The organism is Streptacidiphilus sp. P02-A3a, assembly GCF_014084105.1.
Taxonomy (GTDB): Bacteria; Actinomycetota; Actinomycetes; order Streptomycetales; family Streptomycetaceae; genus Streptacidiphilus.
The window spans coordinates 4,161,489-4,186,216 of sequence record NZ_CP048289.1; the positions used below are offsets into that span (position 1 = coordinate 4,161,489).

Below are 24,728 nucleotides of genomic sequence, written 5' to 3' on the forward strand. Positions count from 1 at the left end.
CAAACTTAACGAAGTACTACTAGAGGAGTTGATCCGAAGTGATTAGTGGTCGTAGGCGGTCAGCGAGCGGGTGGTCGGTGTGCCGGTGTGGTTGTTGTGCCAGATCGCGGCGGTCATTGCGAGGATGCGCTGGGCCACGCGTATGGCGACGCCCTCGATGGTCCGGCCGCCGTGCCGCTCCAGGTCGAGTTGGCCTTTGAGGGTGCCGTTGACGGATTCGATGAGCTGGCGGACCTTCTTGAGCATCGGTTCGCCGTACCTTTGCTTCTCGCGCTTGCGCGAAGGGCGCAGGAGCGCGATGCCCTGCTCGGCGAGGGCCTTCTCCAACGGCTTGGACGCGAAGCCCTTGTCCGTGATCAGCACGACGCCCTCGCGGGCAGCGACCAGGCCGGCGTCGACCTCCAGCATCGCCGCGAGGACTTCGCGTTCCCCGATCTTCGGGTTGGCCAGCGCCCACATGATCGGCATCCCGGCCGGGGTGCAGACCAGGTAGAGGCGCAGGCCCCAGAAGAACCGGGAGTGGGAGGCGCAGTAGCCGTAGCCGGCCAAGCCGGCCAGGCCGGAGCGCTGCACGGTGGGGCGGGACATCCCGCAGGGCACGGGCGTGGAGTCGGTGATCCAGTGGTTGTCGAACCAGAAGTCGCTGTCCGTCGCCAGTTCCCGGATCAGGCGCTTGACCAGCCCGAGCGCGGAGCGGAGCCGCTTGTTGTAGCCCGCGTGCTGCGGCAGGTACGGGAACATGCCCGTCAGGTGCTTGTTCGCGTAGCGCAGCCATCGCGACTCGGAGTGGTAGCCGAGCAGGGCCTGGGCCACGGCCAGGCACACGAGCCCGGAGTCGCTGAGCAGCGGTGGCCGGCCGATGCACCGCGTTCCTCCGATCTCGTCGGTGAGGTAGGCCCGTGGGCGCGGTGCCGACGTCTCCGTCGGTCGTCTCCCTCGGGCCCCCTCCCGCACCCGGCGTGCGAATTACTCCGCACCGGGCGCTCCACGTGTCTTGACCGTTGGTCAGCCGCCTGCCGTGGCGACTGCTGCTTTCGAGGTCCACGGGGTCGGGATGTCGCTTCCGCGGTAGCGTTCCACTGCGACGCTGGATGCGCCGGTGAAGACGACCCCGTTGTGGGCGAACCGCCACCCCTTGTCACAGAAGCGGTTGCGGAGTTCCTTCATCCCGAGACGGTGTTTCCCTGCGTACTTGGCGCGGATCCACCGCATCAGCCGGCCCCAGGTGTGGGAGTCGACTGCGGTGAAGATCGCCTTTGACACTCCGTGCCGGAAGAAGTTCGCCCATCCCGCCAGGCTCCGGTTGACGCTGCGAAGCAGCTCGTCCAGCTCCATATGGCGGGTCGATCTGTACGTCTGCTCCCGCATCTTGTCCTTGATCGACGCGATGGCCTTCTTGGACGGCTTGGTGTAGACGTAGTGCTTCGTGGTTCCTCGCTTCCGTTGGCGGCGGATGTTGTGCCCGAGGAAGTCAAAGCCCTCGTCGATGTGGACTACCAGGGTCTTCTCCGGTGCCAGCCGCAGCCCCAGCGGGGCGAGTACGGCTGCCACCTCCTCGCGCAGGCCCTCGGCGTGGTGGCGGTTTCCCGAGACCACCAGGACGAAATCATCCGCATAGCGGATAAGTCGCCAGTTGCCTAGGCCGTCCTTCTTGCGCTTGGATCGCCGATACGGTGTCCCCATGTCGCGATGCCATTGCTCGTCGAAGTAATCGTCCAGCGCGGACAGTGCGATATTGGCGAGCAGCGGCGATAGGATCCCTCCCTGCGGGGTCCCTGTCAGTGACTCTTCCCGATTCCCGAGTTCGGTGAGGATCCCGGATTTCAGGAACGCCTTCACCAGCCCGCACATACGCTTGTCCTTGACCCTCACCCGGAAGCGCTCCATCAATGCCGTGTGCTTGATCTCGTCAAAACAGGCTTTGATGTCGCACTCCAGCACCCAGTGATAGTCCCTGGAGCCGGATGCCAGATAGTGGATCTCGGCGATGGCGTCATGTACGCGCCGCTTCGGGCGGAACCCATACGAGCACGGCTTGAAGTCCGCCTCGAAAATGGGCTCAAGTACTGCTTTCATGCTTGCCTGGACCACGCGGTCGGTGATGGTGGGGATGCCGAGTTTCCGGAACTTCCCCGTGCTCTTCCCTTTCGGGATCATCACCTGCCGCACTTCGACTGGCCGGTACTCGCCAGACTTCAGCGAGTCCCGGAGTCGGGCCAGGAAGACATCGACCCCGACCCAGGTCTCGACCATGGCCGCATTGACCTTGTCGATCCCTGCCGTCTTGGCGCCCCTGTTGGTGGACACGCGTTCCCACGCAGCCATCAGGAACGCCGGGTCGTAAACGAGGTTGAACAGATCGCCGAAACAGCGACCAGGATCTTCGGTCGCCCAGCGGTGCAACTTGCTCTGCATCTTCCGTACCACGATCTCGGCCGAATCTGCATCCGGCCAGGATGCGGCACCGATATTCACCGGTGCGTCTCCGGACATTACATTCACTCCTTGTCTGACACGCTGCCGCCCTTCCCCATGTGCACGGGCTTTCCCCGGCGCGGAGTACTACGGCGGCTCCGCCCCATCCGTTCCTTCGGCAGACGTCGCGCCTATCCCACTGTCCGACCCTGGAAAGGCCGGGCAGTGGGAGTGGATACGGATGGTTCCCACGTTCCCTGTTGTCCGATCGACGGGTTAGGCACCCGGCTTTGCCCCTGCGGCATCGTCACGGATACTGCCGTGGACAATTCACCATGACCTCCCGGATCGAACATCGAAGACCCTCCCCAGGAGTTCCCCACCGCCAAAGACGGCGAGTGCGCACCGCAAACCAGCCCGAATCCACCGGGTTAGAGCTGGCACGTGATCAAGAGGCGTAACGCAGCCGGTTCCTCGCGTATACCTTCCCGTCTCGCTCACCGCGCCCGATCCATCCGGCAGTCCTGGACCGTCGCGACTTCGTCGAGGCTGCTCCCACCCTCCCCGGCGACTCCCGGGTCCGGCTGCCTCCAGCTTCACCCCACCGCTACGGCGGCAGGGAGACAAGGGTCTTCCACCCCATTCGGTACAACAACAGAGCCTCGTGGCGCACTCGATCTTCACGTAAAGTGCCGTCAAGAGGGTGTTCAGGTCTGTCGTCACACACGGATCTTGGACACCCTCGCCCCTTTGACGGGCCAAAACTTCGGATCAACTCGTCTAGCCGGTGACTTCGCACATGGGGTTTTAGGTCTCTGGCCAGCGGGGTCGGGTTTCGTCGATGTCGAGGAGTTCGAGCAGGTGTGCTTGGATTCCTCGGCTGATGAGGATGGCGGGTGGGTCGGTGGTGGTGCCGGGGCGGAGTGTGAGGTCTTCGAGGTGGTAGAGGATCATGCGTCCGGTGGGGCGGACTCTGCGGTTGTCGGGGTAGAGGCCTGTCATGGTCTGGGCGGGTTCCAGGGCTTGGCGGACCTGGCGTTCGATCAGGCAGTAGACCAGCAGGGCCAGGCAGATCACGGTGATCAGGGCCGTGATGCGGCGGTTGTGCTCCAGGAAGAGCGGTGCGACGGCCAGGGGGCCCTTGAACTCGCTGTAGCGGCGTTCGACCACGCCCTGGCCCTTGTAGCGCCGGAAGACCTCGGCGGCGTCGGCTTCCTGCGGGGTCAGGGTGGTGACCAGGCAGTACCAGCCGTCGGCGGCCGTTTCGGTGTCCAGGGTGTCCTGGTCGAAGTGCCAGGCCAGGACCGGTTTCCCGGCGGGGTCGGTGGTGACGGCGGTGCGCAGGCAGCCTGTGACCCGGCGGGACTTGGCGATCACGGCGATGCGGGCCTGGACGCTGTCGGTGGTGGGGCAGTGGCGCCCGCCGGCGGAGCGTTGCAGTTTGTCCAGGTCTTCGGCGGCCCTGGCGAGGCGTTTGTCGCGTGCTTTGCGCTGGCCGGCGGCGTTGCCGCTGGAGTGGACCTGGATCCGGCGCAGACGGTGGACCGGGTCGCGCTTGCGCGGTCCGGCCAGGTGGTTGACGTCTTCCAGGACGCGGTAGGACTCGCGCTGGTCGGCGGGGGTGTTCCGCTCGCGGTCGCGGTCGTTGACGTAGTCGACCAGCTCGGCGGCCCCCGGGTCGAGGGCGGCGTAGAAGCCGGCTCTGACCTGGGCGGCGGGCAGGGGGGCGACGAAGCCGACCCCGGCGTCCAGCAGGGCGGTGATGTTCGGGTAGGACACCAGTTTGGAGTCCGCGACCAGCGGGAAGTCCTTGCGGTCGGCGATCTTCCGCAGGGCGTTCATCGCACCGACAGCCTGGGCGACCTCGCCCGCGCCGCCGTCGTAGGCGCGGTGGAAGACGGGGACGCCGCCGTCGCGGGTGAGGGCCAGTCCGGCCTGGACCTGTTTCAAGTCCACCCGCCGGTCCTTGGGATGACCGTACCTGACCTGCGGGTACCCCTCCTCCTGGTCGTCGTGGGCGCCGAACATCGACATCGAGGTCATGTCCCAGTGGATCTGGGCGGTGTCGATGCCGAACTCCGCGACGGCCTGCGCGCCCACCGACCCGGTGATCTCCTCCAGGCGCGGGGCGATCGCGTCCAGCGCGCGGGCGATGCGGTCGTCGTTGAGCAGGTCCGGCTCGATCCCGAAGACCTCCTCGACCGCCCACTTCCGGGCCCAGTCCGCGACCCGCACCATCGAGGACGGCGCGGACAGCCGGTTGGCGACCAGCGCCTCGATGACCTGCCCGTGTGTCAGATGCGCCACGTCACGGACAGGGCAGAGCTCGTCGATGATCCCGGCCACGTCCAGCCGACGCAGAAACTCGGCAGAGGCAGGCAGAGCGCCCAGACGCCTCTCCACCACAGGAGCCAACTCCACCACCATGCGAGGACGCTGGACCCGGGAACGACGCGAACGAGATATCGGCACACCCCCACCCAAGCGTAACCCCGCCCCCGAAGCAGCAGTCACACCACCCAATCACCCGAACGTGTCACGTGCGGAGGATCGGCCTAGCGGGCGCCCCCTCCCTCGCCGGAGGACTCGCCATCGCCACCCCCAGCGCAGGCCTCATGGTCAAATCAGCTGTCGGGTTCGGCAACGACGTGAAGACCCTGATGAACGAGTCGTCCAGCGACCCGGCCTCCGCGAGCGGCCCCTCCGACCCGGGCCCCGCACCCAGCATGAGGAATGTTCCGGAGGTGGGCCCCGGGGCCAGCCTCGACAGTCTCACCGGCTCGGAGATCGCGCGAATCCAGAACGCAGCCAACCGGATCGGCAAGCCGATCTCCGTGGTGGGCAGCCGGGCGACAGGCGCGGCCGGCCCGACCTCGGACTGGGACTTCGTGATCGAGGGGATCAATTCGCGCGTCAGGCACTCCGTGGCGAGTTCCCTTCCGAGCGCGGACGTTACGCTCGGGGTCGGCGCCCGGCAGGATATATTCTCCAACCTGATACCCGAACTGCCCTATATCACCTTCAATCCCGTGGAGCAGTAGATGACCGACGAGGCCACGACGGCGGAACTCCTGGCCCGGGATGGGAACCGCTGCCTGGTGCGCATCCCCGGCCGCAAGCATTCGGCGCTGGCCATCCAGGGGGACTCGCTGAAGGTCCTCCAGTCGAATGTGCTGGAGCTCGCCCAAGCCATGGCCGAAGAGGACTGGGAGAACGCTCGATTCTCGATTGACGAGGTCTCAGCGGCGATGGACTCGTTGATCGCCTCCTACGAGGGAATGTCCCGCCAGGTCGGTTCCCCGCTGCCGTACCAGGCGTAGCGAACCACGGCCTCCCGGCCCCCGGACGCGACCCGCTCAGGGTCGTTCGTCCGGGGGCCGGGAGGTTTCGTGCTTCCGGAAGCCCGCGCGACCGCCCTCACGGGCTGGCCGGGCCGCGTTGCGGGGTGGTTGGGCGGGCGTTGTTGTGGCGTAGGGCCTGGAGCACGGCCCAGACCACGGAGACGGCCGGGACGGCCACCAGGGCGCCGATGACTCCGAGTGCGATGCTGCCCGCGATCACGCTGACGGCGACCACCACCGGGTGCAGCCGCACCGCCCAGCCCATGATCAGCGGCTGGAGCAGGTGTCCCTCGATCTGGCCGATCACCACGATCAGCACCAGCACCGCGGCGGCGGTGACCGGGCCCCGGGTGGCCAGTGCCACCACGCTGGCCACCAGCAGCGCGATCGGTGAGCCGATCAGCGGCACGAAGGTGGCGATGAACTCCAGCACCGCCAGGGGCAACGTGAGCGGCACGTGCAGGACGAACAGGGCGATGGCGACCAGTACCGCGTTGGTCCCGGCGACCAGGATGATGCCGCGGATGTAGCCGGACAGGGTGCGCCAGGCCGCCCGGCCGCCGCGCTGCCAGCCGTCCCGCCGACCGGCGGGCAGCTGGTCGGCGACGAAGGCCCACATGCGCTCGCCGGAGTAGGTGAAGAACACCGAGCAGAACAGGCCCAGCGCGGCGATGGTCGCCACCTCCACCGCCTGGGCCGCGCCGCGCACCGCGCTCTGCACCAGGGTCGAGCGGTGCGCCGACAGCAGCGCGCTGACCTTCGACTGGAGGCCGGTGAGCGCCCCCGGCCGCACGTGGAAGGGCGCCCCCTCCAGCCAGTGCTCCACCCGGGTGACCCCGGTGTCGAACTGGGCGCCCACCCGTGAGGCCTGGTCCGCCACCACGAACCCGAGCCCCGCCAGCAGCCCGGCCGCCAGCAGCAGCACCAGCAGGTAGGCGCCCAGGACCGCCAGGCCGCGCGGCATCCACCGGTTCAGCAGGTCGGCCACCGGTCGCAGCAGCGCGGCCACCACCAGTCCCAGGAACACCGCCACCGCGACCGGCTGGAACCGCTCCAGCAGCGCGAACACCGCGTACGCGGCCACCCCGAGCACCAGCAGCCGCCAGGCCCAGCCCGCGGCGGAGCGCAGGAACTCCGGCACCCCGGGATCCGGGCGCGGGCCACGCCGCACCGGTACGGCCGACCGCCGCGGCGCCCGGGGCCGTGCCGCCGCCTCGCCGTGGGCCGACCCGCGCCACACCGTACGGCGCCGCGCGGCCGCGCCCCGCGCCCGCCACCAGTCGCCGACCTGCCTCGCCCGTTCACGCCTCATACGGTGATCCTGCAACTACGCCGACGTCCGCCGCGGTCCACCACGCCCGAGCGGGCGGATCGGCCCGCCGAGTGGGCCGCGCCCGTCGGGGGTCACGCGGCCTCGGTGGCGCGGGCGGTCCGGCGGCGGCGCAGCAGCGCGGCGCGCTCGTCCTCGCTCAGCCCGCCCCAGACCCCGTAGCGCTCACGGCTCTGGATCGCGTACTCGCGGCACTGCGCCAGCACCGGGCAGGAGGCGCACACGCGTTTGGCCGCGCGCTCCCGGGCCTCGAAGGTGCGGCCGCGCTCTCCCGCGGGGTGGAAGAACAGCCGCCTCTCGGCCCGCGCGCACGCCGCCTGCTCCTGCCACGCCCACGCCCACTCCACCGACCCCGGCAATTCCGATTTGGTCCCCATCAGCTCGCCGCGCCCTTTCTGTTGTGCGGCCCGTCTTCCGCACCCTCGCCTGCCCCGCGCCGGGTCGCCCACACCTCCCGGAGCCCCGGTGACTGGTCGGCACCTGGTGCGACGGGCGGTTGACAGGCGCCCGGCCCGGGCGTTGACTGATGCCACGGCGTTGGGTATGCCGCCCGGAACTCTCCGGGCGTTGCGCTCGCGTTCCGTTTCGCCTGGACCCCGCGGAACTCAGGGAATCCCCCCTGTACTTGTCCGAGGGGCCGCTCATGCCGTTCTCCGTCGTGGTCATTGACTGTGCCCGACACACCAGCAGGTTGGACCGAGGCACATCATGGCTGTCCTGATCGTCGTCATTGCCGTCGTACTCGTGCTCCTGGTGATCGCCGCCGCGATGTCGTTGAAGGTGGTGCGGCAGTACGAGCGGGGGGTGCTGTTCCGGCTGGGGCGGGTCCGCGGCGCGCGGGACCCCGGCCTGCGGGGGATCGTGCCGTTCGTCGACGTGCTGCACCGCGTCTCCCTGCGGATCGTGACCATGCCGATCCAGTCACAGGGCATCATCACCCGCGACAACGTCAGTGTGGACGTCTCCGCGGTGGCCTACTTCCGCATCGTGGACCCGGTGAAGTCCGTCGTCGCGATCGAGAACGTGCAGGCCGCGATCGACCAGATCGCGCAGACCACGCTGCGGAAGGTGGTCGGGCAGCACACGCTGGACGAGACCCTGTCCGAGACCGACAGCATCAACAAGGACATCCGCGAGATCCTCGACGTCTCCACGGTCGAGTGGGGCGTCCAGGTGACGCTGGTGGAGTTGAAGGACATCCAGCTGCCGGACAGCATGAAGCGGGCGATGGCCCGGCAGGCCGAGGCCGAGCGGGAGAAGCGGGCGAAGATCATCAACGCGGAGGGCGAGTCCATGGCCGCCGCCGCGCTGGGTGACGCCTCCGACACCATGATGGCCCACCCGCTGGCGCTGCAACTACGGAACCTGCAGAGCCTGGTGGAGATCGGCGTCGACAAGAACACCACGGTGGTCTTCCCGGCGCCCCTGATGAGCACCATCGGCGAACTCGGCGCCTTCCTCGCGCGTGAGACCGCCGCCTCCATCCCGCTCACCACCACCGACGCGGCAGCCGACAGGGCTTCCGCGGCGACCGTCACCGAGCCCTCACTCGGCAAGGCGGCGAAGGAGGAGACCCCGGTCGTCCCGGTCAACGGCGGACCCTTCGTCAAGCACAGCTGAGGACAGGCGTACTGGGGGTGCTCGCAGCAGCGCTCGCCCCGGCCGGTGGTGAAGGAGAACCGAAGTGATTACCGAAACCCGCCCCACGGGGGCACTCGCCCCCGATCTGCTGAACGCCGTGGATGCGTACTGGCGGGCAGCGAACTACCTGTCCGTCGGCCAGTTGTACCTGTACGACAACCCGTTGCTGAGGCGACCGCTGCGGCTGACGGACGTCAAACCGCTGGTCGTCGGCCACTGGGGCACCACGCCTGGGCAGAACTTCGTCTACGCGCACCTGAACCGGGTGATCAAGAAGTACGACCTGGACATGTTCTACGTCGCCGGGCCCGGCCACGGGGGGCCGGCGCTGGTGGCCAACACCTATCTTGAGGGTTCCTACAGCGAGGTCTATCCGGACGTCAGCCAGGACGAGGCCGGGATGAAGAAGCTCTTCACCCAGTTCTCCTTTCCCGGCGGGATCTCCAGCCATGTCGCGCCGACCACCCCCGGGTCCATCCACGAGGGCGGTGAACTCGGCTACTCGCTGAGCCACTCCTTCGGGGCCGTGCTCGACAACCCGGACCTGGTGGTGGCCTGCGTGGTCGGCGACGGGGAGGCCGAGACCGGGCCGCTGGCGACCGCCTGGCAGTCCACCAAGTTCCTGAACCCGGTCAGCGACGGGGCGGTGCTGCCGATCCTGCACCTGAACGGCTACAAGATCAGCAATCCGACCATCCTGTCCCGGATCACGGAGGAGGAACTGGAGCAGTTCTTCAGAGGCTGCGGCTGGGAGCCGGTCCTCGTCTCCGGCGACCAGCCCGAGGCGATGCACCAGCTCATGGCCGCCGCCCTGGACACCGCGGTCGAGCGGATCAGGGCGATCCAGGAACACGCCCGCGCCAGCGGCGACAACTCCCGCCCGCGCTGGCCGATGATCGTGCTGCGCTCACCCAAGGGCTGGACCGGCCCCCGGACCGTCGACGGGCTCCAGATCGAGGGGACCTTCCGCTCGCACCAGGTGCCGCTGCTGGTCGATCCCGAGCACCCGGGCCACGTCGCGCAGCTGGAGACGTGGATGCGCAGCTACCGGCCGCAGGAGCTGTTCGACCAGGACGGTACGCTGCTGCCCGAGTTGGCCGCGCTGGCGCCGGTCGGCGACCGGCGGATGGGTGCCAACCCGCACACCAACGGCGGGGGGCTGCTCCGGGACCTGCGGATGCCCGACTTCCGGCTGCACGCCGTGGACGTGCCCGCCCCGGGCGCGGTGGAGGCCCAGGACACCCTCGTCCTCGGCGGCTTCCTGCGGGACGTGACGGCGCTCAACGAACGGCAGCGCAACTTCCGGCTCTTCGGCCCCGACGAGACGCTGTCGAACTTCCTGGGGTCGGTCTTCGAGGTGACCGGCCGCCAGTGGATGGGCTCGACGCTGCCCGGGGACGAGTTCCTGGTCCCCAACGGGCGGGTCCTGGACTCGATGCTGAGCGAGCACCAGTGCGAGGGGTGGCTGGAAGGCTATCTGCTGACCGGTCGCCACGGGCTGTTCAACTGCTACGAGGCGTTCATCCACATCGTGGACTCGATGTTCAACCAGCACGCGAAGTGGCTGAAGGTCACCAAGGCGCTGCCCTGGCGGCGGGACATCGCCTCGCTCAACTACCTGCTCACCTCGCACGTCTGGCAGCAGGACCACAACGGGTTCACCCACCAGGACCCCGGCTTCCTGGACCACGTGGTGAACAAGAAGGCGGACGTGGTGCGGGTGTACCTGCCGCCGGACGCCAACACGCTGCTCTCGGTGATGGACCACTGCCTGCGCAGTCGCAACTACGTCAACGTGGTGGTCGCGGGCAAGCGGGCGATGCCGCAGTGGCTGTCGATGGAGGACGCGGTCGTGCACTGCACCGAGGGCGCCGGGATCTGGCAGTGGGCCAGCAACGACCAGGGCGCGGAACCGGACGTGGTGCTGGGCTGCGCGGGGGACACCCCGACCCTGGAGGTCCTGGCGGCGGTGTCGATCCTGCGCGAGCACCTGCCGGAACTGAAGGTCCGGGTGGTCAACGTGGTGGACCTGATGAAACTCCAGCCGGAGACCGAGCATCCGCACGGCCTCAGCGACGCCGACTACGACTCGCTGTTCACCAGGGACAAGCACATCATCTTCGCGTTCCACGGCTACCCCTGGCTGATCCACCGCCTCACCTACGCCCGCACCAACCGCAACCTGCACGTGCGCGGCTACAACGAGGAGGGGACCATCACCACCGCCTTCGACATGCGGGTGCAGAACCGGCTCGACCGCTTCCACCTGGTGATGGACGTCATCGACCGGGTGCCGCAGATCGGCGCCCGGGGCGACTACCTCAAGCAGCAGATGCACGACAGGCTCGTCGAACACGACCGCTACATCGGGATCCACGGCCAGGACCTCCCCGAGATCCGCGACTGGGCCTGGTCCGGCCCGGGCGCGGCCGCAGCGGAGTAGGGTGGAGGCACCGGGGGCAATTCGTACGCGGTCGTCGAGACCGCGTCGTCCCTGGGGATCGACGTTGCTGGGCGGGTGACCGCCCGGGGTCAGGTCTCAGGTCATGACGACCGTTCTCACCACCGCGCTCCCGGTACCGGACCGCGCACTGCCGCTGCGCCTGTCACTGACCCCGTCCGAGGAGCGGTGCCGTTTGGACGGGGTCTGGTGGCCGCACTCACGTGACCTGCGGGCGGAGCTTCCCCCGCTGGTGGCCGAACTCGACCACCGGTGGGGGCGGATCACCCACGCGACGGTCAACCGGCAGCTGTGGCCGACGATGCCCAACCACGTCCACACCGGAACCCACACGGTGCGCCTGGGCTGGTACGACGCGGAGCAGGACCCGTACGAGATCACCCTGCTCTCCTACGAGGTCAACCGCTGGGACCTGCTGGTCGTGCCGCCCGAGACCGACCCGGAGACCGCCCGGCGGCTGATGGCGACCGCGTCCCTTGCCGGGAACCGGCAGTCCCCGAGCGCTCTGGTCGATCCCGCGTCCACCAGGCGCTGGGGCGCGGCCCGCTGGGACAGCGGCGCTCCTCGCGACTGGCGGGCGGAGGAATCCACGGTCCCGGAGGTCCTGGAGAGGTAGGCGGTCAGCGCGGGGCCATCCGGATCGCCCCGTCCAGGCGGATCACCTCGCCGTTGAGGTAGTCGTTGGCGATGATCGCGGCGACCAGGTCGGCGTACTCGTCCGGGCGGCCCAGCCGGGACGGGTGCGGCACCTGCCCGACCAGGCTGTCGCGGGCCTCCTGGGGCAGTAGGCCGAGCAACGGGGTATCGAACAGGCCGGGGGCGACGGTCAGCACCCGGATACCGGCCGGCGCGAGGTCGCGGGCGATCGGCAGGGTCATGCCGACGATGCCGCCCTTCGAGGCGGAGTACGCGCTCTGGCCGATCTGGCCGTCGAACGCGGCTACGGACGCGGTGTTGACGATGACCCCGCGCTGGCCGTCCAGCGGCTCGTTGCGCGCCATCTCGGCGGCGGCCAGCCGCAGCACGTTGAAGCTGCCGATCAGGTTGATCTCGACCACGGTCCGGAAGGCGTCCAGCGGGTACGGGGTGCCGTCCTTGGCCACGGTGCGACCGGCGCTGCCCAGCCCGGCGCAGTTCACCGTGACCCGCAGGGGCCCGCCCTCGGCGGCCACGGCCACGGCGCGGGCGGCGTCCGCCTCGCTCCGGACGTCGCCGGGCACGAACACCGCGCGCTCGCCCAACTCCGCCGCGGTGGCCGCTCCCTGGGAGCCCGGCAGATCCAGCAGCACCACCCGGGCGGCCCCGCCCGCGAGCAGCCGGGTCGCGGTGGCCCGGCCCAGGCCGGAGGCCCCGCCCGTGACGACCGCTGTGGCTCCGTCGATCTGCATCCGTTGACTCCTTGCCGGTGGGGGAGGCCTGTCTGCTTGTCGAACGATCGATAAGTTACGCTGGGCCGACCCCGCTGTCCAGCGGTAGTCGGCACCTATGATCGAACCATGCGCCCAACCCGCCACAAGACGATCATCGACGCCGCCCGTCTGGAGTTCACCGAGCGCGGCTTCGCGGCGGCGTCCATCCGCGACATCGCCAAGCGGGCGGAGATGAGCATGTCCGCGCTCTACCACTACTACCCGGGCAAGCAGGACCTGCTGATGGCGATCCTGGACGAGGGCGTGGACGCCTACACCGAGGCCTGTGCCGAGGCGCTGGCGGCGGTGGGGGAGGACCCGGCCGAGCGGCTGGAGGCGCTGGTCGCGGCGACCGTCCGGTTCCGGGCCGAGCACCCGGCCAAGAGCAGCGTCACCATCACCGAGGAGCGCAGCCTCTCCCCGGAGAACCTGCGGACCTACCGCGAGCGGCTGGCCGGGAGCACCCGGCTGTTCCAGGGGATCCTGGAGGACGGCATCGCCCGGGGCGTGTTCAACACGCCCTACCCCGACGACGCCCGGCGCGGCATCATCGCGATGTGCAACGCCATCTCCCAGTGGTACCGCCCCGAGGGCGAGTTGACCCGGGACGACCTGGTCGAGCGGTACGTCTCGCTGGCCCTCACCCTGGCCGAGTGCCGCCCCCGCGCCGCCCGGCGCGGGGCGAAGCCGTAGGGCGGCCGCCCCCGCGCCCGCTACCGCGCGCGGACGACGCCGCCGAGCCGCGCGGCCAGGTCCGCCGCCGTGCTGCCCCAGGTCTCCCGGATCCGCACGCCGTCCGGGGTGATGTCGAAGGCGGCGTGGTCGGTGTAGACCCGGCTGACACAGCGCAGGCCGGTGAGCGGACAGGTGCAGGACGGCACCAGCTTGGGCTCGCCGCTCCGGTTGAAGAGCGTCATCATCACGTAGACGTCCTTGGCACCGATGGCGAGGTCCATGGCGCCGCCGACGGCCGGGATGTCCTCGGGCCCGCCGGTGTGCCAGTTGGCCAGGTCGCCGGTGGCGCTCACCTGGTAGGCGCCGAGCACGCAGACGTCCAGGTGGCCGCCGCGCATCATCGCGAAGGAGTCGGCGTGGTGGAAGAACGCGGCCCCCGGCAGCTCGGTCACCGGCACCTTGCCCGCGTTGGTGAGGTCCGGGTCGATCGCGTCGCCGACGGCGGCCGGACCCATGTTCAGCATGCCGTTCTCGGTGTGCAGCACCACCCCGGAGCCGACGGGCAGGTGGTCGGCGATCCTGGTGGGCTGCCCGATGCCGAGGTTCACGTAGGAGCCCCCGGGGATGTCCCGGGCGATCACGGCCGCCAGCTCGTCCGTGGTCAGCGGTCCCCGGTCGAGGTGCTCGACCGGATTGCCCGCGGTACTCGTCACGATGCTCATCGCGCCCCCTCGACGGTGTAGTGCCGGGCCTCGACCGGGACGATCCGGTCGACGTGGATGGACGGGGTGACGACCGCCTCCGGATGCAGCTCGCCGACCGGGACCACCGCGCCCACCTGCACGATCGTGGTGCCGGCGGCGGTCGCCATGACCGGCCCGAAGTTGCGCGCGGTCTTGCGGTAGACCAGGTTGCCCATGGTGTCGGCCCGGTACGCGGAGATCAGCGCGTAGTCGCCCCTGATCGGGTACTCCAGCACGTAGTCGCGGCCGTCGATGGTCCGCGTCTCCTTGCCCTCGGCCAGCGGCGTGCCGACCCCGGTCGGGCAGAAGAACGCGCCGATACCGGCACCGGCCGCGCGCATCCGCTCCGCCAGGTTGCCCTGCGGCACCAGGTCGAGCTCGATCCGCCCGGCCCGGTACAGCGCGTCGAAGACGTGGGAGTCGGCCTGCCGCGGGAACGAGCAGACCACCTTCCGCACCCGGCCGGCCCTCAGCAGCGCCGCCAGGCCGACCTCGCCGTTCCCGGCGTTGTTGGAGACGACGGTGAGCTCCCGCGCGCCCTGCCGGATGAGCGCGTCGACCAGGTCGAACGGCATGCCCGCCAAGCCGAAGCCGCCGACCAGGACGGTCGAGCCGTCCTCGACGCCCGCCACCGCCTCGTCACAGCTGTCCAACACCCGTGCCCGACCCATACCCGACCTCCGGTTCTCCAGCGTGTGGCGCCAAGCGCGCACATCCACACGGTAGGCGCCGGGATCGATAAGCTGAAGTATCAATATCGCTGATGATTGAGACGCTCCCGATATGGATCTCCGCCACCTTCGCTACTTCGTCGCCGTCGCCGAGGAGCGCCACTTCGGCCGCGCCGCCGAACGCCTGCACATGGCGCAGCCGCCGCTGTCGCAGGCGGTCCGCCGACTGGAGGCCGAACTCGGGGTGGAGCTGCTGCACCGCACCACCCGCCGGGTCGAGCTCACCGAGGCCGGACGCGCCTACCTGGAGCGGGCACGGGCGATCCTCGACCAGGTCGACCAGGCCGCCGAGCTGGCCCGCCGGGTCGCCGCCGGGGCGGTCGGCCACCTGGCGATCGGCTGCGTCGGCTCGGTCACGTACAGCCTGCTGCCGACGCTCTCCCGGCAGCTCTCGGCCGCGCTGCCCGGCGTGGACTTCTCCTTCCGCGGCGAGATGCCGGCCCCGGAGCAGGCCGAGGCCCTGCGCACCGGCGCCATCGACGTCGCCCTGCTGCGCCCCTCGGCGGCGGACCCCTCGCTGGTCGCGCACCTGCTGCGGCGGGACCGGCTGGTGGTGGCGCTGCCGACCGACCACCCGCTCGCCGGGCGGCGCCGGGTGCGCGCCGTGGACCTCGCCGACACCGACCTGATCGTGCACGCGGCCGACGGCCGCTCGGTGATGCACGACGTGGTGCTGCGGGTGCTGCGCGACGCCGGGGTCGAGCCCCGGATCCGGCACCGGGTCGGCGAGACCTCGACCCTGGTCACCCTGGTCGCGGGCGGACTCGGGGCGGCGGTCGTGCCCGAGCCGGTGACCGCGCTGCCGCTGCCCGGCGTGGTCTACCGGCCGCTGGTGCAACCGGCCACCACCGTCGACCTGGCCGTGGCCCACCGGGCCGACCGCTCCGAACCGCACCTGATGCGGACGGTGGAGGTGATCCGGCAGCTGCTCGCCCCAGCCGCGAAGGTCAGAGGCGCTCGATGACGGTGACGTTCGCCTGTCCGCCGCCCTCGCACATGGTCTGCAGTCCGTAGCGGCCGCCGGTGCGCTCCAGTTCGTGCAGTAGGGAGGTCATCAGCCGGGTCCCGGTGGCCCCGATCGGATGGCCGAGGGCGATGGCGCCGCCGTTGACGTTGACCCGGTCCAGGTCCGCACCGGTCTCGGCGGCCCAGGCCAGCACCACGGCGGCGAACGCCTCGTTCACCTCGAACAGGTCGATGTCGTCGATGGACAGGCCGGTCCTGGCCAGGGCGTGGCGGGTGGCCGGGATCGGGCCGGTGAGCATCCACACCGGGTCGTCGCCGCGCACCGAGAGGTGGTGGATCCGGGCGCGCGGGGTCAGGCCGTGCTCGCGGACGGCCCGCTCGGAGGCGATCAGCAGCGCCGAGGCGGCGTCGCTGATCTGCGAGGCGACCGCCGCGCTGGTGCGTCCGCCGTCGGTCAGCGGCCGCAGCGCGGCCATCTTCGCCAACGAGGTGTCGCGGCGCGGCCCCTCGTCGGTGTCGAAGCCGCCGATCGGCTCGATCTCGTCCCGGAAGCGCCCGGCGTCGATCGCGGCCAGCGCCCGCTGGTGGCTCCGGTAGGCGAACCGCTCCAGCTCCGCGCGGGAGAGGCCCCACTTCGCGGCGATCATCTCGGCGGCGCGGAACTGGGAGACCTCCTGGTCGCCGTAGCGGGCGACCCAGCCAGGGGATTCGGCGAACGGCGTGCTGAAGCCGTACCGCTCGCCCACGAGCATCGCGGCGGAGATCGGGATCGCCGACATGTTCTGCACGCCACCGGCGACGATCAGGTCGGCGGTGCCGGACATCACCCCCTGCGCCGCGAAGTGGACCGCCTGCTGACTCGACCCGCACTGCCGGTCGACGGTCACCCCGGGCACGTGCTCCGGCAGCCCGGCGACCAGCCAGGCGGTGCGGGCGATGTTCCCCGCCTGCGAGCCGATCGGGTCGCAGCAGCCCAGGATCACGTCGTCGACGGCGCCCGGATCGACGCCCGAGCGGCGCATCAGCGCGCCGATCACCTGTCCCGCCAGGTCCGCCGAGTGGGTCGCGGCCAGCGCGCCGCCGCGCCGACCGACGGGGGAGCGCACGGCGTCGATCAGGTAGGCCTCGGGCACGGCGCCGCGGGTCGGTTCCACGGGTACCCCCCTCGACCGGCTCGTCGGCCTCCGGCGCTGTCCGGGAGCCGGGGTGTCGCCTAGACTACCCCACCAAGCACTTGTTTGGTCAACGGGATTCCGGTGCAGCCGCCCATGACGCGAAGGAGCAGCCATGTCCGCCGAGGAGAGCCCAGCAGCCGAGGACGCCGAGCCGGTGGTCGCCTACGAGGTCCGCGGGCCGGTCGCGGTGGTGACCGTGAACCGCCCGGAGTACCGCAACGCCCAGAACTCCCAGGTGACCTACGCCCTGGACGCGGCCTTCACCCGGGCCGTCGACGACGACGCGGTGAAGGTGGTCGTGCTCGCGGGCAGCGGTCGCCACTTCAGCGCGGGCCACGACATCGGCACCCCGGGCCGCGACGTCGACCGGACCTTCGAGCGCAGGGCGGTGATCTGGTGGGACCACACCGACAAGCAGGGCGTCGACTCCCGCCTGGCCCGCGAGTCGGAGGTCTACCTCGGCATGTGCCGCCGCTGGCGGGAGATCCCCAAGCCGATGATCGCGATGGTGCAGGGCGCCTGCATCGCCGGGGGCCTGATGCTGGCCTGGTGCTGTGACTTCGTCATCGCCTCGGACGACGCGTTCTTCGCCGACCCGGTCGTCCGGATGGGCATCCCCGGCGTCGAGTACTTCGCCCACCCGTGGGTGATGAACCCGCGCGCCGCCAAGGAGTTCCTGTTCACCGGGGACCGCTTCAGCGCGCAGCGCGCCGAACGGCTCGGCATGGTCAACCAGGTGGTCCCGCGCGCCGAGTTGGAGTCCACCGTGTTCGCCCTGGCGGAGCGGATCAGCGCGATGCCCCGGTTCGGCCTGGCGTTGGCCAAGAAGGCGGTCAACCAGGCCGAGGACCTGCAGGGGATGCGGGTCGGCATGGACTCGGTCTTCGGTCTGCACCACGCCGCGCACGCCCACAACGCCGAGGTCGGCGCCGACTCGCTGGCCGGCCTGGACGCCCGGGGCATGCGCGACGCGGCCCGGGCCGCCACCGAGGGCTGACCCGGACCCGCCCGGCGAGGGGGAGCGCGGCGGCCCGACGTCCGAAGGAGGTCACCCCGTGAGCAGGCCGCCGTAGAGCAGCGTCAGGTACTGCGTGGCGACGGCCTCGTGCTGGTACCGGCCGCCCGGGTGGTACCAGCGCACCGCGCTCCACACCGTGTCCCGGATGAAGCGGTAGCTGAGCTGCATGTCGACGGAGTCCAGGAAGACACCTGACTCCTGACCGGCGGTGAGCGCCCGCAGCCAGATCGCCTCGTTCTGCCGACCCAGGTCGTCGACGTACTCGAAGCCCGGCTGCCCGCTCAGGGAGGGGGACTCGTTCTGGTAGAGGGCGACCGCCTCGGGCTCGGCGTCGATGGTGGCGAAGGCGTGCCGGACCAGCCCGTCGAAGACCTCACGCGGGCTTCCGCCGTGCTGCTCGATCGCGGTGAAGCGCTCCCGCAACCGGCCCAGGAAGTCCCGGAGGATCTCGTCGAGCATCGCCTCCTTCGAGGCGAAGTGGTGGTACAGGCTGCCGGACAGGATGCCCGCCTCGTCGGCGATGTCCCGGACGGTGGTCTCGGCGTAGCCGTGGGTGGCGAACAGGTTCGCGGCGATGCGCAGCAGTTCCGCGCGACGGTCCGAACCGCCGTTCGCCGCCGCCCTGGGGCTGCCGCCGCGCGTGGCCACGGGTCGTCGTGCCGCCATGTGGTTCGTCCCTTCGGCCGGGGGCGCGCACGCCCGCCGACGGTGCGCTGGTCCGGATCGGCTCAGCATACCAACCAAGCGATTGCTCACTCCGAGGCGCCGCCCGGGCGGAGCGGGGAGATCCCGCCCGGGCGGCGCCCACGGGATGCGCGGCTACTCCGGCACGGAGCCACTGGTGGCGGGGGCGCGGCGCAGGCCGCGGATCGCCGGGGTCGCGAACAGCGCCACGCAACCCGCCAGGCAGGCACCCGCCGACACCAGCAGCAGCCGCTCCGGGGAGGCCAGCGCGATGGCCGGTCCGGCCAGGATCTGGCCGAGCGCGATGCCGGAGACCGAGCCGCCCAACTCGTAGGCGGAGACCCGGTTGAGCACGGCGGGCGGGGTGTGCGTCTGCACGCTGGTCGCCCACATCACCGACCAGAACGCCAGGGCGCCGCCGCCGATGACGTGGCCCACCAGCAGTACCGGCAGGTCGGCGCCGAGCGCCACGCAGAGCGGCAGCACGGTGTACAGCGCCATCGCCACGGTCCCGGCCGCCAGCGGCCGGGCCGGACGCAGCCGCAGCGCCAGCAGGCCGCCGAGCACGGTGCCGACGCCGAGGAAGGAGACCGCCAGGCCGTAGGCGTTCGACCCGAGCCGGGCACCGACCAGCGCCGAGCTCAGCGGCACCAGCGGGCCGAAGACCAGCACGCCGTAGCCCATCCAGATCAGGATCACCGCCCACATCCAGGTGCGGGAGCGGAACTCGTGCCAGCCCTGGCGCAGGTCGCGGCGGAGTGAACCGCCGCTGGGCGCGGCCGAACCGGTGGCGGCGGGGGAGAGCCGGATGAGTGCCAGGCACAGGGCGCTGAGCACGAAGGTCCCGGCGTCGATCGCGTACACCGTCCCGGCGCCGGTCAGTGTGATCAGCAGCCCGGCCAGGGCCGGTCCGATCAGCTGGGCGAGCGCGTCGGCCACCTTGAGCGTGGCGTTGGCCCGCTGCGGCTCGCGGGCGACCAGCGGGACCATCCCGTTCACCCCCGGCAGGAACATCGCCACGGCCGCACCGGCCAGCGCCGCCATGGTCACCAGCAGCCAGAACGGCGGCCGTCCGGTGAAGAACGCGACCGCCAGCACGCCCTGGGTGAGCACCCGGGCGAGGTCGGCGCCGACCATCATCCGGCGCGCCCCGAGCCGGTCGGCGAACACCCCGCCGAACAGCACCAGCACCACGAAGGTCCCGGTCCAGGCGCCGAGGACGAAGCCGACCCCGGAGATCCCGTAGAGTGCGCCGACCGCGAGCGCGGCGGCCACCGGCATCATCGCGTCGCCGAACAGCGAGACGGTACGGGCGGTGAAGTAGAGGGTGAAGCGCCGGTCCCACAAAGGGCGTTGGGCGGGCAGGCGGTGGACGGGCGGATCGGGTAGCGGTGCGGACTGGGTCCCAGCTCGGGTGGTGGTCACAGCACGCCATTCTGGTCTGGACCAATCGGCCATCCCCAGTGTCCGGAACGACATGATGGGGTACTTTCCTGCCATGACGCCTCGCCCGCTGCCGAAGTCCGCGGCCCCGCACCGGGTGGTGGCCCTGGTGCTGCCGCCGCAGCCGACCTTCCCGCTGGCCTGCGCGGCCGAGGTGTTCGGCGACCACGGTCCGGCCGTCCCCAGCCGCTACGCGTTCGAGGCCTGCGCCGAGCGGCCCGGCCCGGTGCGCACCCAGGCCGGTTACGACCTGCTGGTCACGTCCGGTCTGGAGGCGCTGGAGCAGGCGGACACGGTGCTGGTCCCCGGCTGGCAGCAGCCGGCCGACACCCCGGTACCGGCGGCGGAGGTCGCGGCGGTCCGCCGGGCGCACCGGCGCGGCGCGCGGATCGTCGGCATCTGCTCGGGCGCGTTCGTGCTGGCCGCCGCCGGGCTGCTGGACGGCCGCCGGGCCGCCACCCACTGGGACCGGGCGGTCGAGCTGGCCGCCCGGTTTCCGCAGGTCCAGGTCGACCCCGAGGTGCTCTACGTGGACCACGGCGATGTCGCCACCAGTGCCGGATCGGCGGCCGGGGTGGACCTCTGCCTGCACCTGGTGCGCGAGGACCAGGGCGCCGCGTACGCGATGCGGATCGCCCGGCAGATGGTGACACCGCCGCACCGCGAGGGCTGCCAACTGCAGTACGCCGAACTGCCCACCTCCGGGCCGGTCGCCGACTCGCTGGCGCCGCTGCTGGAGTGGCTGGCCGGGCGGCTGGACCAGCCGGTCAGCGTCGCCGAGATGGCGGTCCACTCCCAGGTCTCGGCGCGCACACTGACCCGGCGCTTCACCGAGCAGCTGGGCATCAGTCCCGGACGCTGGCTGCTGGACCGGCGGATCGCCGCCACCCGGGCGCTGCTGGAGGAGACCGACCTGCCGGTGGAGAGCATCGCCCGCCGGGTCGGCCTCTCCTCGGCGGTCAACCTGCGTCGGCGCTTCCACGAGGCCCTGCGCACCACGCCCGCCGCCTACCGGCGGACCTTCCGCGCGGACGAGGCGGAGTAGGCGAGCGGCCGCGCGTTCATTGGAAACCTAGCAAGCGCTTGGTAGTGTTCGCCCGGTCGGACCAGGAAAGGGCGGGCACCCCGTGGCGGCACAGCACATGACGGAGGATCAGGTCGTCGCGGAGCTCCGCTCCGGGATGACGCTGGGCATCGGCGGGTGGGGATCGCGGCGCAAGCCGATGTCGCTGGTGCGGGCCGTCCTGCGGTCCGACCTGCGGGACCTCACCGTGGTCAGCTACGGCGGACCGGACGTGGGCCTGCTGTGCGCGGCCGGCAAGGTCAGGCGGCTGGTCTACGGGTTCGTCTCGCTGGACTCGATCCCGCTCGAACCGCACTTCCAGGCCGCCCGGCAGGCGGGCGCGGTCGTGGCCACCGAGTACGACGAGGGCATGTTGCAGACGGCCCTCTACGCCGCCGCGCAGCGGCTGCCGTTCCTGCCGCTGCGCGCGGGGCTCGGCTCGGACGTGATGCGGGTCAACCCGGGACTGCGCACCGTCCGTTCCCCGTACCTGGACGGCGAGGAACTGGTGGCCGTGCCCGCGCTGCCGCTGGACGCCGCGCTGGTGCACCTGAACCGGGCCGACGCCCGGGGCAACGCCCAGTTCCTGGGCCCGGACCTGTACTTCGACGACCTGTTCTGCGCGGCGGCCGAGCGCGCCTACGTCTCCTGCGAACGGGTGCTCCCCACCGAGGAGTTGACGGCCACCGCGGACATCACCCGGCTGCGGATCCACCGGTGGATGGTCACCGGCCTGGTCGAGGCCCCGAACGGCGCGCACTTCACCTCCTGCGACCCCGACTACCGGCGGGACGAGTCGTTCCAGCGCGAGTACGCCACCGCCGCCAAGGACCCGGGGGAGTGGGCGCGGTTCCAGCGGACCTACCTGTCCGGCGACGAGCAGGACTACCAGCGCGCCGTGGCGGCCCGCCCGGCCCGGATCGGAGCGCGCGCATGAGCGAGGGCGCGAGCGCGCGCACGAGCACGGACCCCGGGGCGACCGCCACCCGCGCCGAGGTCTGCGTGGCCGCCTGCGCCGACGCCTGGCGCGGCGACGGCGAGATCCTGGCCAGCCCCATGGGCCTGATCCCCGGCATCGGCGCCCGCCTGGCCCGGGCCACCTTCGAACCCGACCTGCTGCTCTCCGACGGCGAGGCCACCCTGGTCGCCGGGGTCTGGGCCATCGACGCCCCACCACCGGCCACCGCCGAGGGCTGGGTGCCCTACCGCACGATCTTCGACCTGCTGGCGACCGGCCGACGGCACGTGATGATGGGGCCCAGCCAGCTGGACCGCCACGGCAACGCCAACATCTCCGCCATCGGCGACTTCGCCCGCCCCACCCGGCAACTGCTCGGCGTGCGCGGCGCCCCGGGCAACACCGTCAACCACCCCACCAGCTACTGGGTGCCGCGGCACACCCCGCGCACCTTCACCGAGCGGGTGGACGTCGTCTGCGGCGTCGGCTACGACAACGCGGCCAAGGCCGGACCCGCCGCCACCCGCTTCCACGAACTGCGCCGGGTCGTCAGCAACCTCGCGGTGATGGACTTCGGCGGCCCCGACCACACGCTGCGGCTGGTCTCCCGGCACCCGGGCACGACCCTGGCCGAGGTGCTCGCCAACACCGGCTTCCCGCTGCACCTCGACAGCGCCGACGACGTCCCGGAGACCCGCACCCCCACCGCCGCGGAACTCACGCTGATCCGCACCGTGATCGACCCCAACGGCCGCCGCGAGCGGGAGGTCCCGGCATGACGCCCACCGCACCGGGACCGCTGCACCCGGCGCTGCACACCCCCCTCTGCGACCTGTTCGGCGTCCGCTACCCGATCGTGCAGACCGGCATGGGATGGGTCTCCGGACCCGAACTCACCGCCGCCACCGCCGAGGCGGGCGGGCTCGGCATCCTGGCCGGCGCCACCCTCACGCCCGCCGAGACCCGCGCCGCGATCCGCGCGGTACGCGAACGCACCGACGCGCCGTTCGGGGTGAACCTGCGCGGCGACGCGGCCGACGTCGTCGAACGCGCGGCGATCCTGGTCCAGGAGGGGGTCCGGGTCGCGTCGTTCGCGCTCGCGCCCACCGAGAAGGTCGTCCGCGGCCTCAAGGACGCCGGTCTGGTCGTCGTCCCCTCGGTCGGGGCCCGCAGGCACGCGGAGAAGGTCCAGGCGTGGGGCGTCGACGCGGTCGTCGTCCAGGGCGGCGAGGGCGGCGGCCACACCGGCAGCGTGCCCACGTCGATCCTGCTGCCGCAGGTGGTGGACGCCGTCGGGATCCCGGTGATCGCCGCCGGGGGCTTCCACGACGGACGCGGCCTGGTCGCCGCGCTGGCCCAGGGCGCGGTCGGCATCGCCATGGGCACCCGCTTCCTGCTCACCAGCGACAGCACCGTGCCCGAACCGGTCAAACAGCAGTACCTGCGGCGCGGGGTGACCGACACCGTGGTCACCGACCTGCTCGACGGCGTCCCGCAGCGGGTGCTGCGCACCGAGCTCGTCGACCGGCTGCTCGCGGCCGGTCCGGTCGCCCGGACCGGCCGCTCGCTGCGCCACGCGGTCGCGTTCCAGCGGATGTCCGGCATCCCCTGGCCGGACCTGGTCCGCGAGGGCCTGGCGATGCGCCGCAGCCACGGCCTCGGCTGGTCGCAGCTGCTGATGGCGGCGAACACCCCGATGATGCTGCGCGCCAGCATGGTCGACGGACGGCTGGACCTCGGCACCCTGGCCGGCGGCCAGGTCGCCGGGCTGATCCAGGACCTGCCCAGCTGCGCCGAACTCGTCGACCGGATCGTCACCGAGGCGGACGCCGTGCTCACCCGGCTCACCGCCACCACTGCCGCCGCCGCTGCCGCCACCGCCGAACCGGGAGTGCCATGAACGCCCTGCCCCGCCGCCCCGGCCACCAACTCCTGGCCGGACGGACCGCCCTGGTCACCGCCGCCGCCGGGACCGGCATCGGCTTCGCCACCGCGCTGCGCTTCGCCGAGGAGGGCGCGCGGGTGGCCCTGAGCGACCGGCACCAGCGCCGCCTCGGCGAGGCCGCCGACCGGATAGCCGAGGCCACCGGGCAACGCCCGCCCACCGTGGTCTGCGACGTCACCTCGCAGGAGGCGGTCGACACCATGTTCGCCACCGTCGTCGGCGAGTTCGGCCACCTCGACGTCCTGGTCAACAACGCCGGGCTCGGCGGCACCGCCGAACTCGTCGAGATGACCGACCAGCAGTGGTCCGGAGTCCTCGACGTCAGCCTCAACGGCACCTTCCGCTGCACCCGCGCCGCGCTGCGGCACATGGTCCCGCGCGGCACCGGCGTCGTCGTCAACAACGCCTCGGTGATCGGCTGGCGCGCCCAGCGCGGCCAGGCCCACTACGCCGCCGCCAAGGCCGGGGTGATGGCGCTGACCCGCTGCGCCGCCGTCGAGGTCGGCCGCTCCGGCGTGCGGGTCAACGCGGTCGCGCCCAGCATCGCCATGCACGAGCACCTGGCCAAGGTCACCAGCGAGGAGCTGCTGGAGCGGCTGGCCCAGGACGAGGCCTTCGGCCGGGCTGCCGATCCGTCCGAGATCGCCGACGTGATCGTCTTCCTGGCCAGCGACTACTCCTCGTACATGACCGGCGAGGTCGTCTCGGTCAGCAGCCAGCACGCCTGACC

The 24,728-nt window shown here is 71.3% G+C and carries 24 protein-coding genes; 13 read left to right on the forward strand and 11 right to left on the reverse strand.

Features of this window, described 5'->3' with window-relative positions:
- Positions 1-42 precede the first annotated feature (42 nt).
- The 3 genes from GXP74_RS18160 to GXP74_RS40445 all read right to left on the reverse strand — a co-directional run bounded on the left by GXP74_RS18160 (position 43) and on the right by GXP74_RS40445 (position 4,842).
- Positions 43-879, reverse strand: coding sequence for an IS982 family transposase (locus GXP74_RS18160; protein ID WP_182456525.1), 837 nt, complete (start codon positions 877-879; stop codon positions 43-45).
- Positions 880-1,005: 126 nt separating this feature from the next.
- A complete protein-coding gene (ltrA, locus tag GXP74_RS18165) occupies positions 1,006-2,493 on the reverse strand; it encodes a group II intron reverse transcriptase/maturase (protein ID WP_182452489.1) in 1,488 nt (495 codons plus the stop codon).
- 729 nt (positions 2,494-3,222) lie between these two features.
- Positions 3,223-4,842, reverse strand: coding sequence for an IS1634 family transposase (locus GXP74_RS40445; RefSeq protein WP_225448026.1), 1,620 nt, complete (start codon positions 4,840-4,842; stop codon positions 3,223-3,225).
- Between the two features lie 188 nt (positions 4,843-5,030).
- Here GXP74_RS40445 and GXP74_RS18175 point away from each other — a divergent pair, with 188 nt between their 5' ends.
- Both GXP74_RS18175 and GXP74_RS18180 read left to right on the forward strand, forming a co-directional pair.
- Positions 5,031-5,456, forward strand: a complete 426-nt coding sequence (locus GXP74_RS18175; protein ID WP_182452490.1) for a nucleotidyltransferase domain-containing protein — start codon at positions 5,031-5,033, stop codon at positions 5,454-5,456.
- Positions 5,457-5,735, forward strand: coding sequence for a hypothetical protein (locus tag GXP74_RS18180; protein WP_182452491.1), 279 nt, complete (start codon positions 5,457-5,459; stop codon positions 5,733-5,735). It abuts the gene before it with no gap.
- A gap of 97 nt (positions 5,736-5,832) precedes the next feature.
- Here GXP74_RS18180 and GXP74_RS18185 read toward each other — a convergent pair whose 3' ends face one another.
- Together GXP74_RS18185 and GXP74_RS18190 are read right to left on the reverse strand one after the other, a co-directional pair.
- Positions 5,833-7,068 (reverse strand): AI-2E family transporter, encoded by a 1,236-nt coding sequence (locus GXP74_RS18185; protein ID WP_182452492.1) that lies wholly within the window; start codon positions 7,066-7,068, stop codon positions 5,833-5,835.
- A gap of 92 nt (positions 7,069-7,160) precedes the next feature.
- A complete protein-coding gene (locus tag GXP74_RS18190; protein ID WP_182452493.1) occupies positions 7,161-7,463 on the reverse strand; it encodes a WhiB family transcriptional regulator in 303 nt (100 codons plus the stop codon).
- A gap of 331 nt (positions 7,464-7,794) precedes the next feature.
- Here GXP74_RS18190 and GXP74_RS18195 point away from each other — a divergent pair, with 331 nt between their 5' ends.
- From GXP74_RS18195 to GXP74_RS18205, 3 genes are all read left to right on the forward strand, one after another.
- Positions 7,795-8,706 carry a slipin family protein gene (locus GXP74_RS18195; protein ID WP_182452494.1) on the forward strand — a complete coding sequence of 304 codons (912 nt, stop codon included), beginning with the start codon at positions 7,795-7,797 and terminating at the stop codon, positions 8,704-8,706.
- 64 nt (positions 8,707-8,770) lie between these two features.
- The gene (locus GXP74_RS18200) at positions 8,771-11,170 is read left to right on the forward strand and encodes a phosphoketolase (protein ID WP_182452495.1); all 2,400 of its coding nucleotides are present in this window, start codon (positions 8,771-8,773) and stop codon (positions 11,168-11,170) included.
- Between the two features lie 103 nt (positions 11,171-11,273).
- Positions 11,274-11,804 carry a DUF5994 family protein gene (locus GXP74_RS18205; RefSeq protein ID WP_182452496.1) on the forward strand — a complete coding sequence of 177 codons (531 nt, stop codon included), beginning with the start codon at positions 11,274-11,276 and terminating at the stop codon, positions 11,802-11,804.
- 4 nt (positions 11,805-11,808) lie between these two features.
- Here the strand turns inward: GXP74_RS18205 and GXP74_RS18210 are convergent, their stop codons facing one another.
- Positions 11,809-12,576: an SDR family NAD(P)-dependent oxidoreductase gene (locus tag GXP74_RS18210; RefSeq protein ID WP_182452497.1), complete on the reverse strand. Its 768-nt coding sequence runs from the start codon at positions 12,574-12,576 to the stop codon at positions 11,809-11,811.
- Between the two features lie 108 nt (positions 12,577-12,684).
- Here GXP74_RS18210 and GXP74_RS18215 point away from each other — a divergent pair, with 108 nt between their 5' ends.
- Complete coding sequence (locus GXP74_RS18215; protein WP_182452498.1) at positions 12,685-13,290, forward strand: TetR family transcriptional regulator; 606 nt, start codon at positions 12,685-12,687, stop codon at positions 13,288-13,290.
- A 20-nt stretch (positions 13,291-13,310) separates the two neighbouring features.
- Here the strand turns inward: GXP74_RS18215 and GXP74_RS18220 are convergent, their stop codons facing one another.
- Positions 13,311-13,994: a 3-oxoacid CoA-transferase subunit B gene (locus tag GXP74_RS18220; protein ID WP_182452499.1), complete on the reverse strand. Its 684-nt coding sequence runs from the start codon at positions 13,992-13,994 to the stop codon at positions 13,311-13,313.
- The gene (locus GXP74_RS18225) at positions 13,991-14,686 is read right to left on the reverse strand and encodes a 3-oxoacid CoA-transferase subunit A (protein ID WP_182452500.1); all 696 of its coding nucleotides are present in this window, start codon (positions 14,684-14,686) and stop codon (positions 13,991-13,993) included. The genes GXP74_RS18220 and GXP74_RS18225 overlap by 4 nt, the downstream gene beginning before the upstream one ends.
- A 112-nt stretch (positions 14,687-14,798) precedes the next feature.
- Between GXP74_RS18225 and GXP74_RS18230 the strand changes: the two genes are divergently transcribed.
- Positions 14,799-15,710 (forward strand): LysR substrate-binding domain-containing protein, encoded by a 912-nt coding sequence (locus tag GXP74_RS18230; RefSeq protein WP_182452501.1) that lies wholly within the window; start codon positions 14,799-14,801, stop codon positions 15,708-15,710.
- Here the strand turns inward: GXP74_RS18230 and GXP74_RS18235 are convergent.
- Positions 15,694-16,845: an acetyl-CoA C-acetyltransferase gene (locus GXP74_RS18235; protein WP_182456526.1), complete on the reverse strand. Its 1,152-nt coding sequence runs from the start codon at positions 16,843-16,845 to the stop codon at positions 15,694-15,696. The genes GXP74_RS18230 and GXP74_RS18235 overlap by 17 nt on opposite strands.
- A gap of 154 nt (positions 16,846-16,999) precedes the next feature.
- Between GXP74_RS18235 and GXP74_RS18240 the strand changes: the two genes are divergently transcribed.
- Positions 17,000-17,884: an enoyl-CoA hydratase gene (locus GXP74_RS18240; protein ID WP_182452502.1), complete on the forward strand. Its 885-nt coding sequence runs from the start codon at positions 17,000-17,002 to the stop codon at positions 17,882-17,884.
- A gap of 51 nt (positions 17,885-17,935) precedes the next feature.
- On the opposite strand, the gene GXP74_RS18245 is transcribed toward GXP74_RS18240, so the two are convergent.
- Positions 17,936-18,571, reverse strand: coding sequence for a TetR/AcrR family transcriptional regulator (locus GXP74_RS18245; RefSeq protein ID WP_182452503.1), 636 nt, complete (start codon positions 18,569-18,571; stop codon positions 17,936-17,938).
- A 153-nt stretch (positions 18,572-18,724) separates the two neighbouring features.
- Positions 18,725-20,014, reverse strand: coding sequence for an MFS transporter (locus tag GXP74_RS18250; RefSeq protein ID WP_225448027.1), 1,290 nt, complete (start codon positions 20,012-20,014; stop codon positions 18,725-18,727).
- A gap of 73 nt (positions 20,015-20,087) precedes the next feature.
- On the opposite strand from GXP74_RS18250, the gene GXP74_RS18255 reads away from it, so the two are divergent.
- From GXP74_RS18255 to GXP74_RS18275, 5 genes are all read left to right on the forward strand, one after another.
- Positions 20,088-21,077, forward strand: a complete 990-nt coding sequence (locus tag GXP74_RS18255; RefSeq protein ID WP_182452504.1) for a GlxA family transcriptional regulator — start codon at positions 20,088-20,090, stop codon at positions 21,075-21,077.
- 97 nt (positions 21,078-21,174) lie between these two features.
- Positions 21,175-22,032, forward strand: coding sequence for a CoA transferase subunit A (locus tag GXP74_RS18260; RefSeq protein ID WP_225448028.1), 858 nt, complete (start codon positions 21,175-21,177; stop codon positions 22,030-22,032).
- The gene (locus GXP74_RS18265) at positions 22,029-22,832 is read left to right on the forward strand and encodes a CoA-transferase subunit beta (RefSeq protein WP_182452506.1); all 804 of its coding nucleotides are present in this window, start codon (positions 22,029-22,031) and stop codon (positions 22,830-22,832) included. Before GXP74_RS18260 ends, GXP74_RS18265 begins: the two co-directional genes overlap by 4 nt.
- Positions 22,829-23,953: a nitronate monooxygenase family protein gene (locus GXP74_RS18270; protein WP_225448029.1), complete on the forward strand. Its 1,125-nt coding sequence runs from the start codon at positions 22,829-22,831 to the stop codon at positions 23,951-23,953. Before GXP74_RS18265 ends, GXP74_RS18270 begins: the two co-directional genes overlap by 4 nt.
- Complete coding sequence (locus GXP74_RS18275) at positions 23,950-24,726, forward strand: SDR family oxidoreductase (protein ID WP_182452507.1); 777 nt, start codon at positions 23,950-23,952, stop codon at positions 24,724-24,726. The genes GXP74_RS18270 and GXP74_RS18275 overlap by 4 nt, the downstream gene beginning before the upstream one ends.
- Positions 24,727-24,728 lie beyond the last annotated feature (2 nt).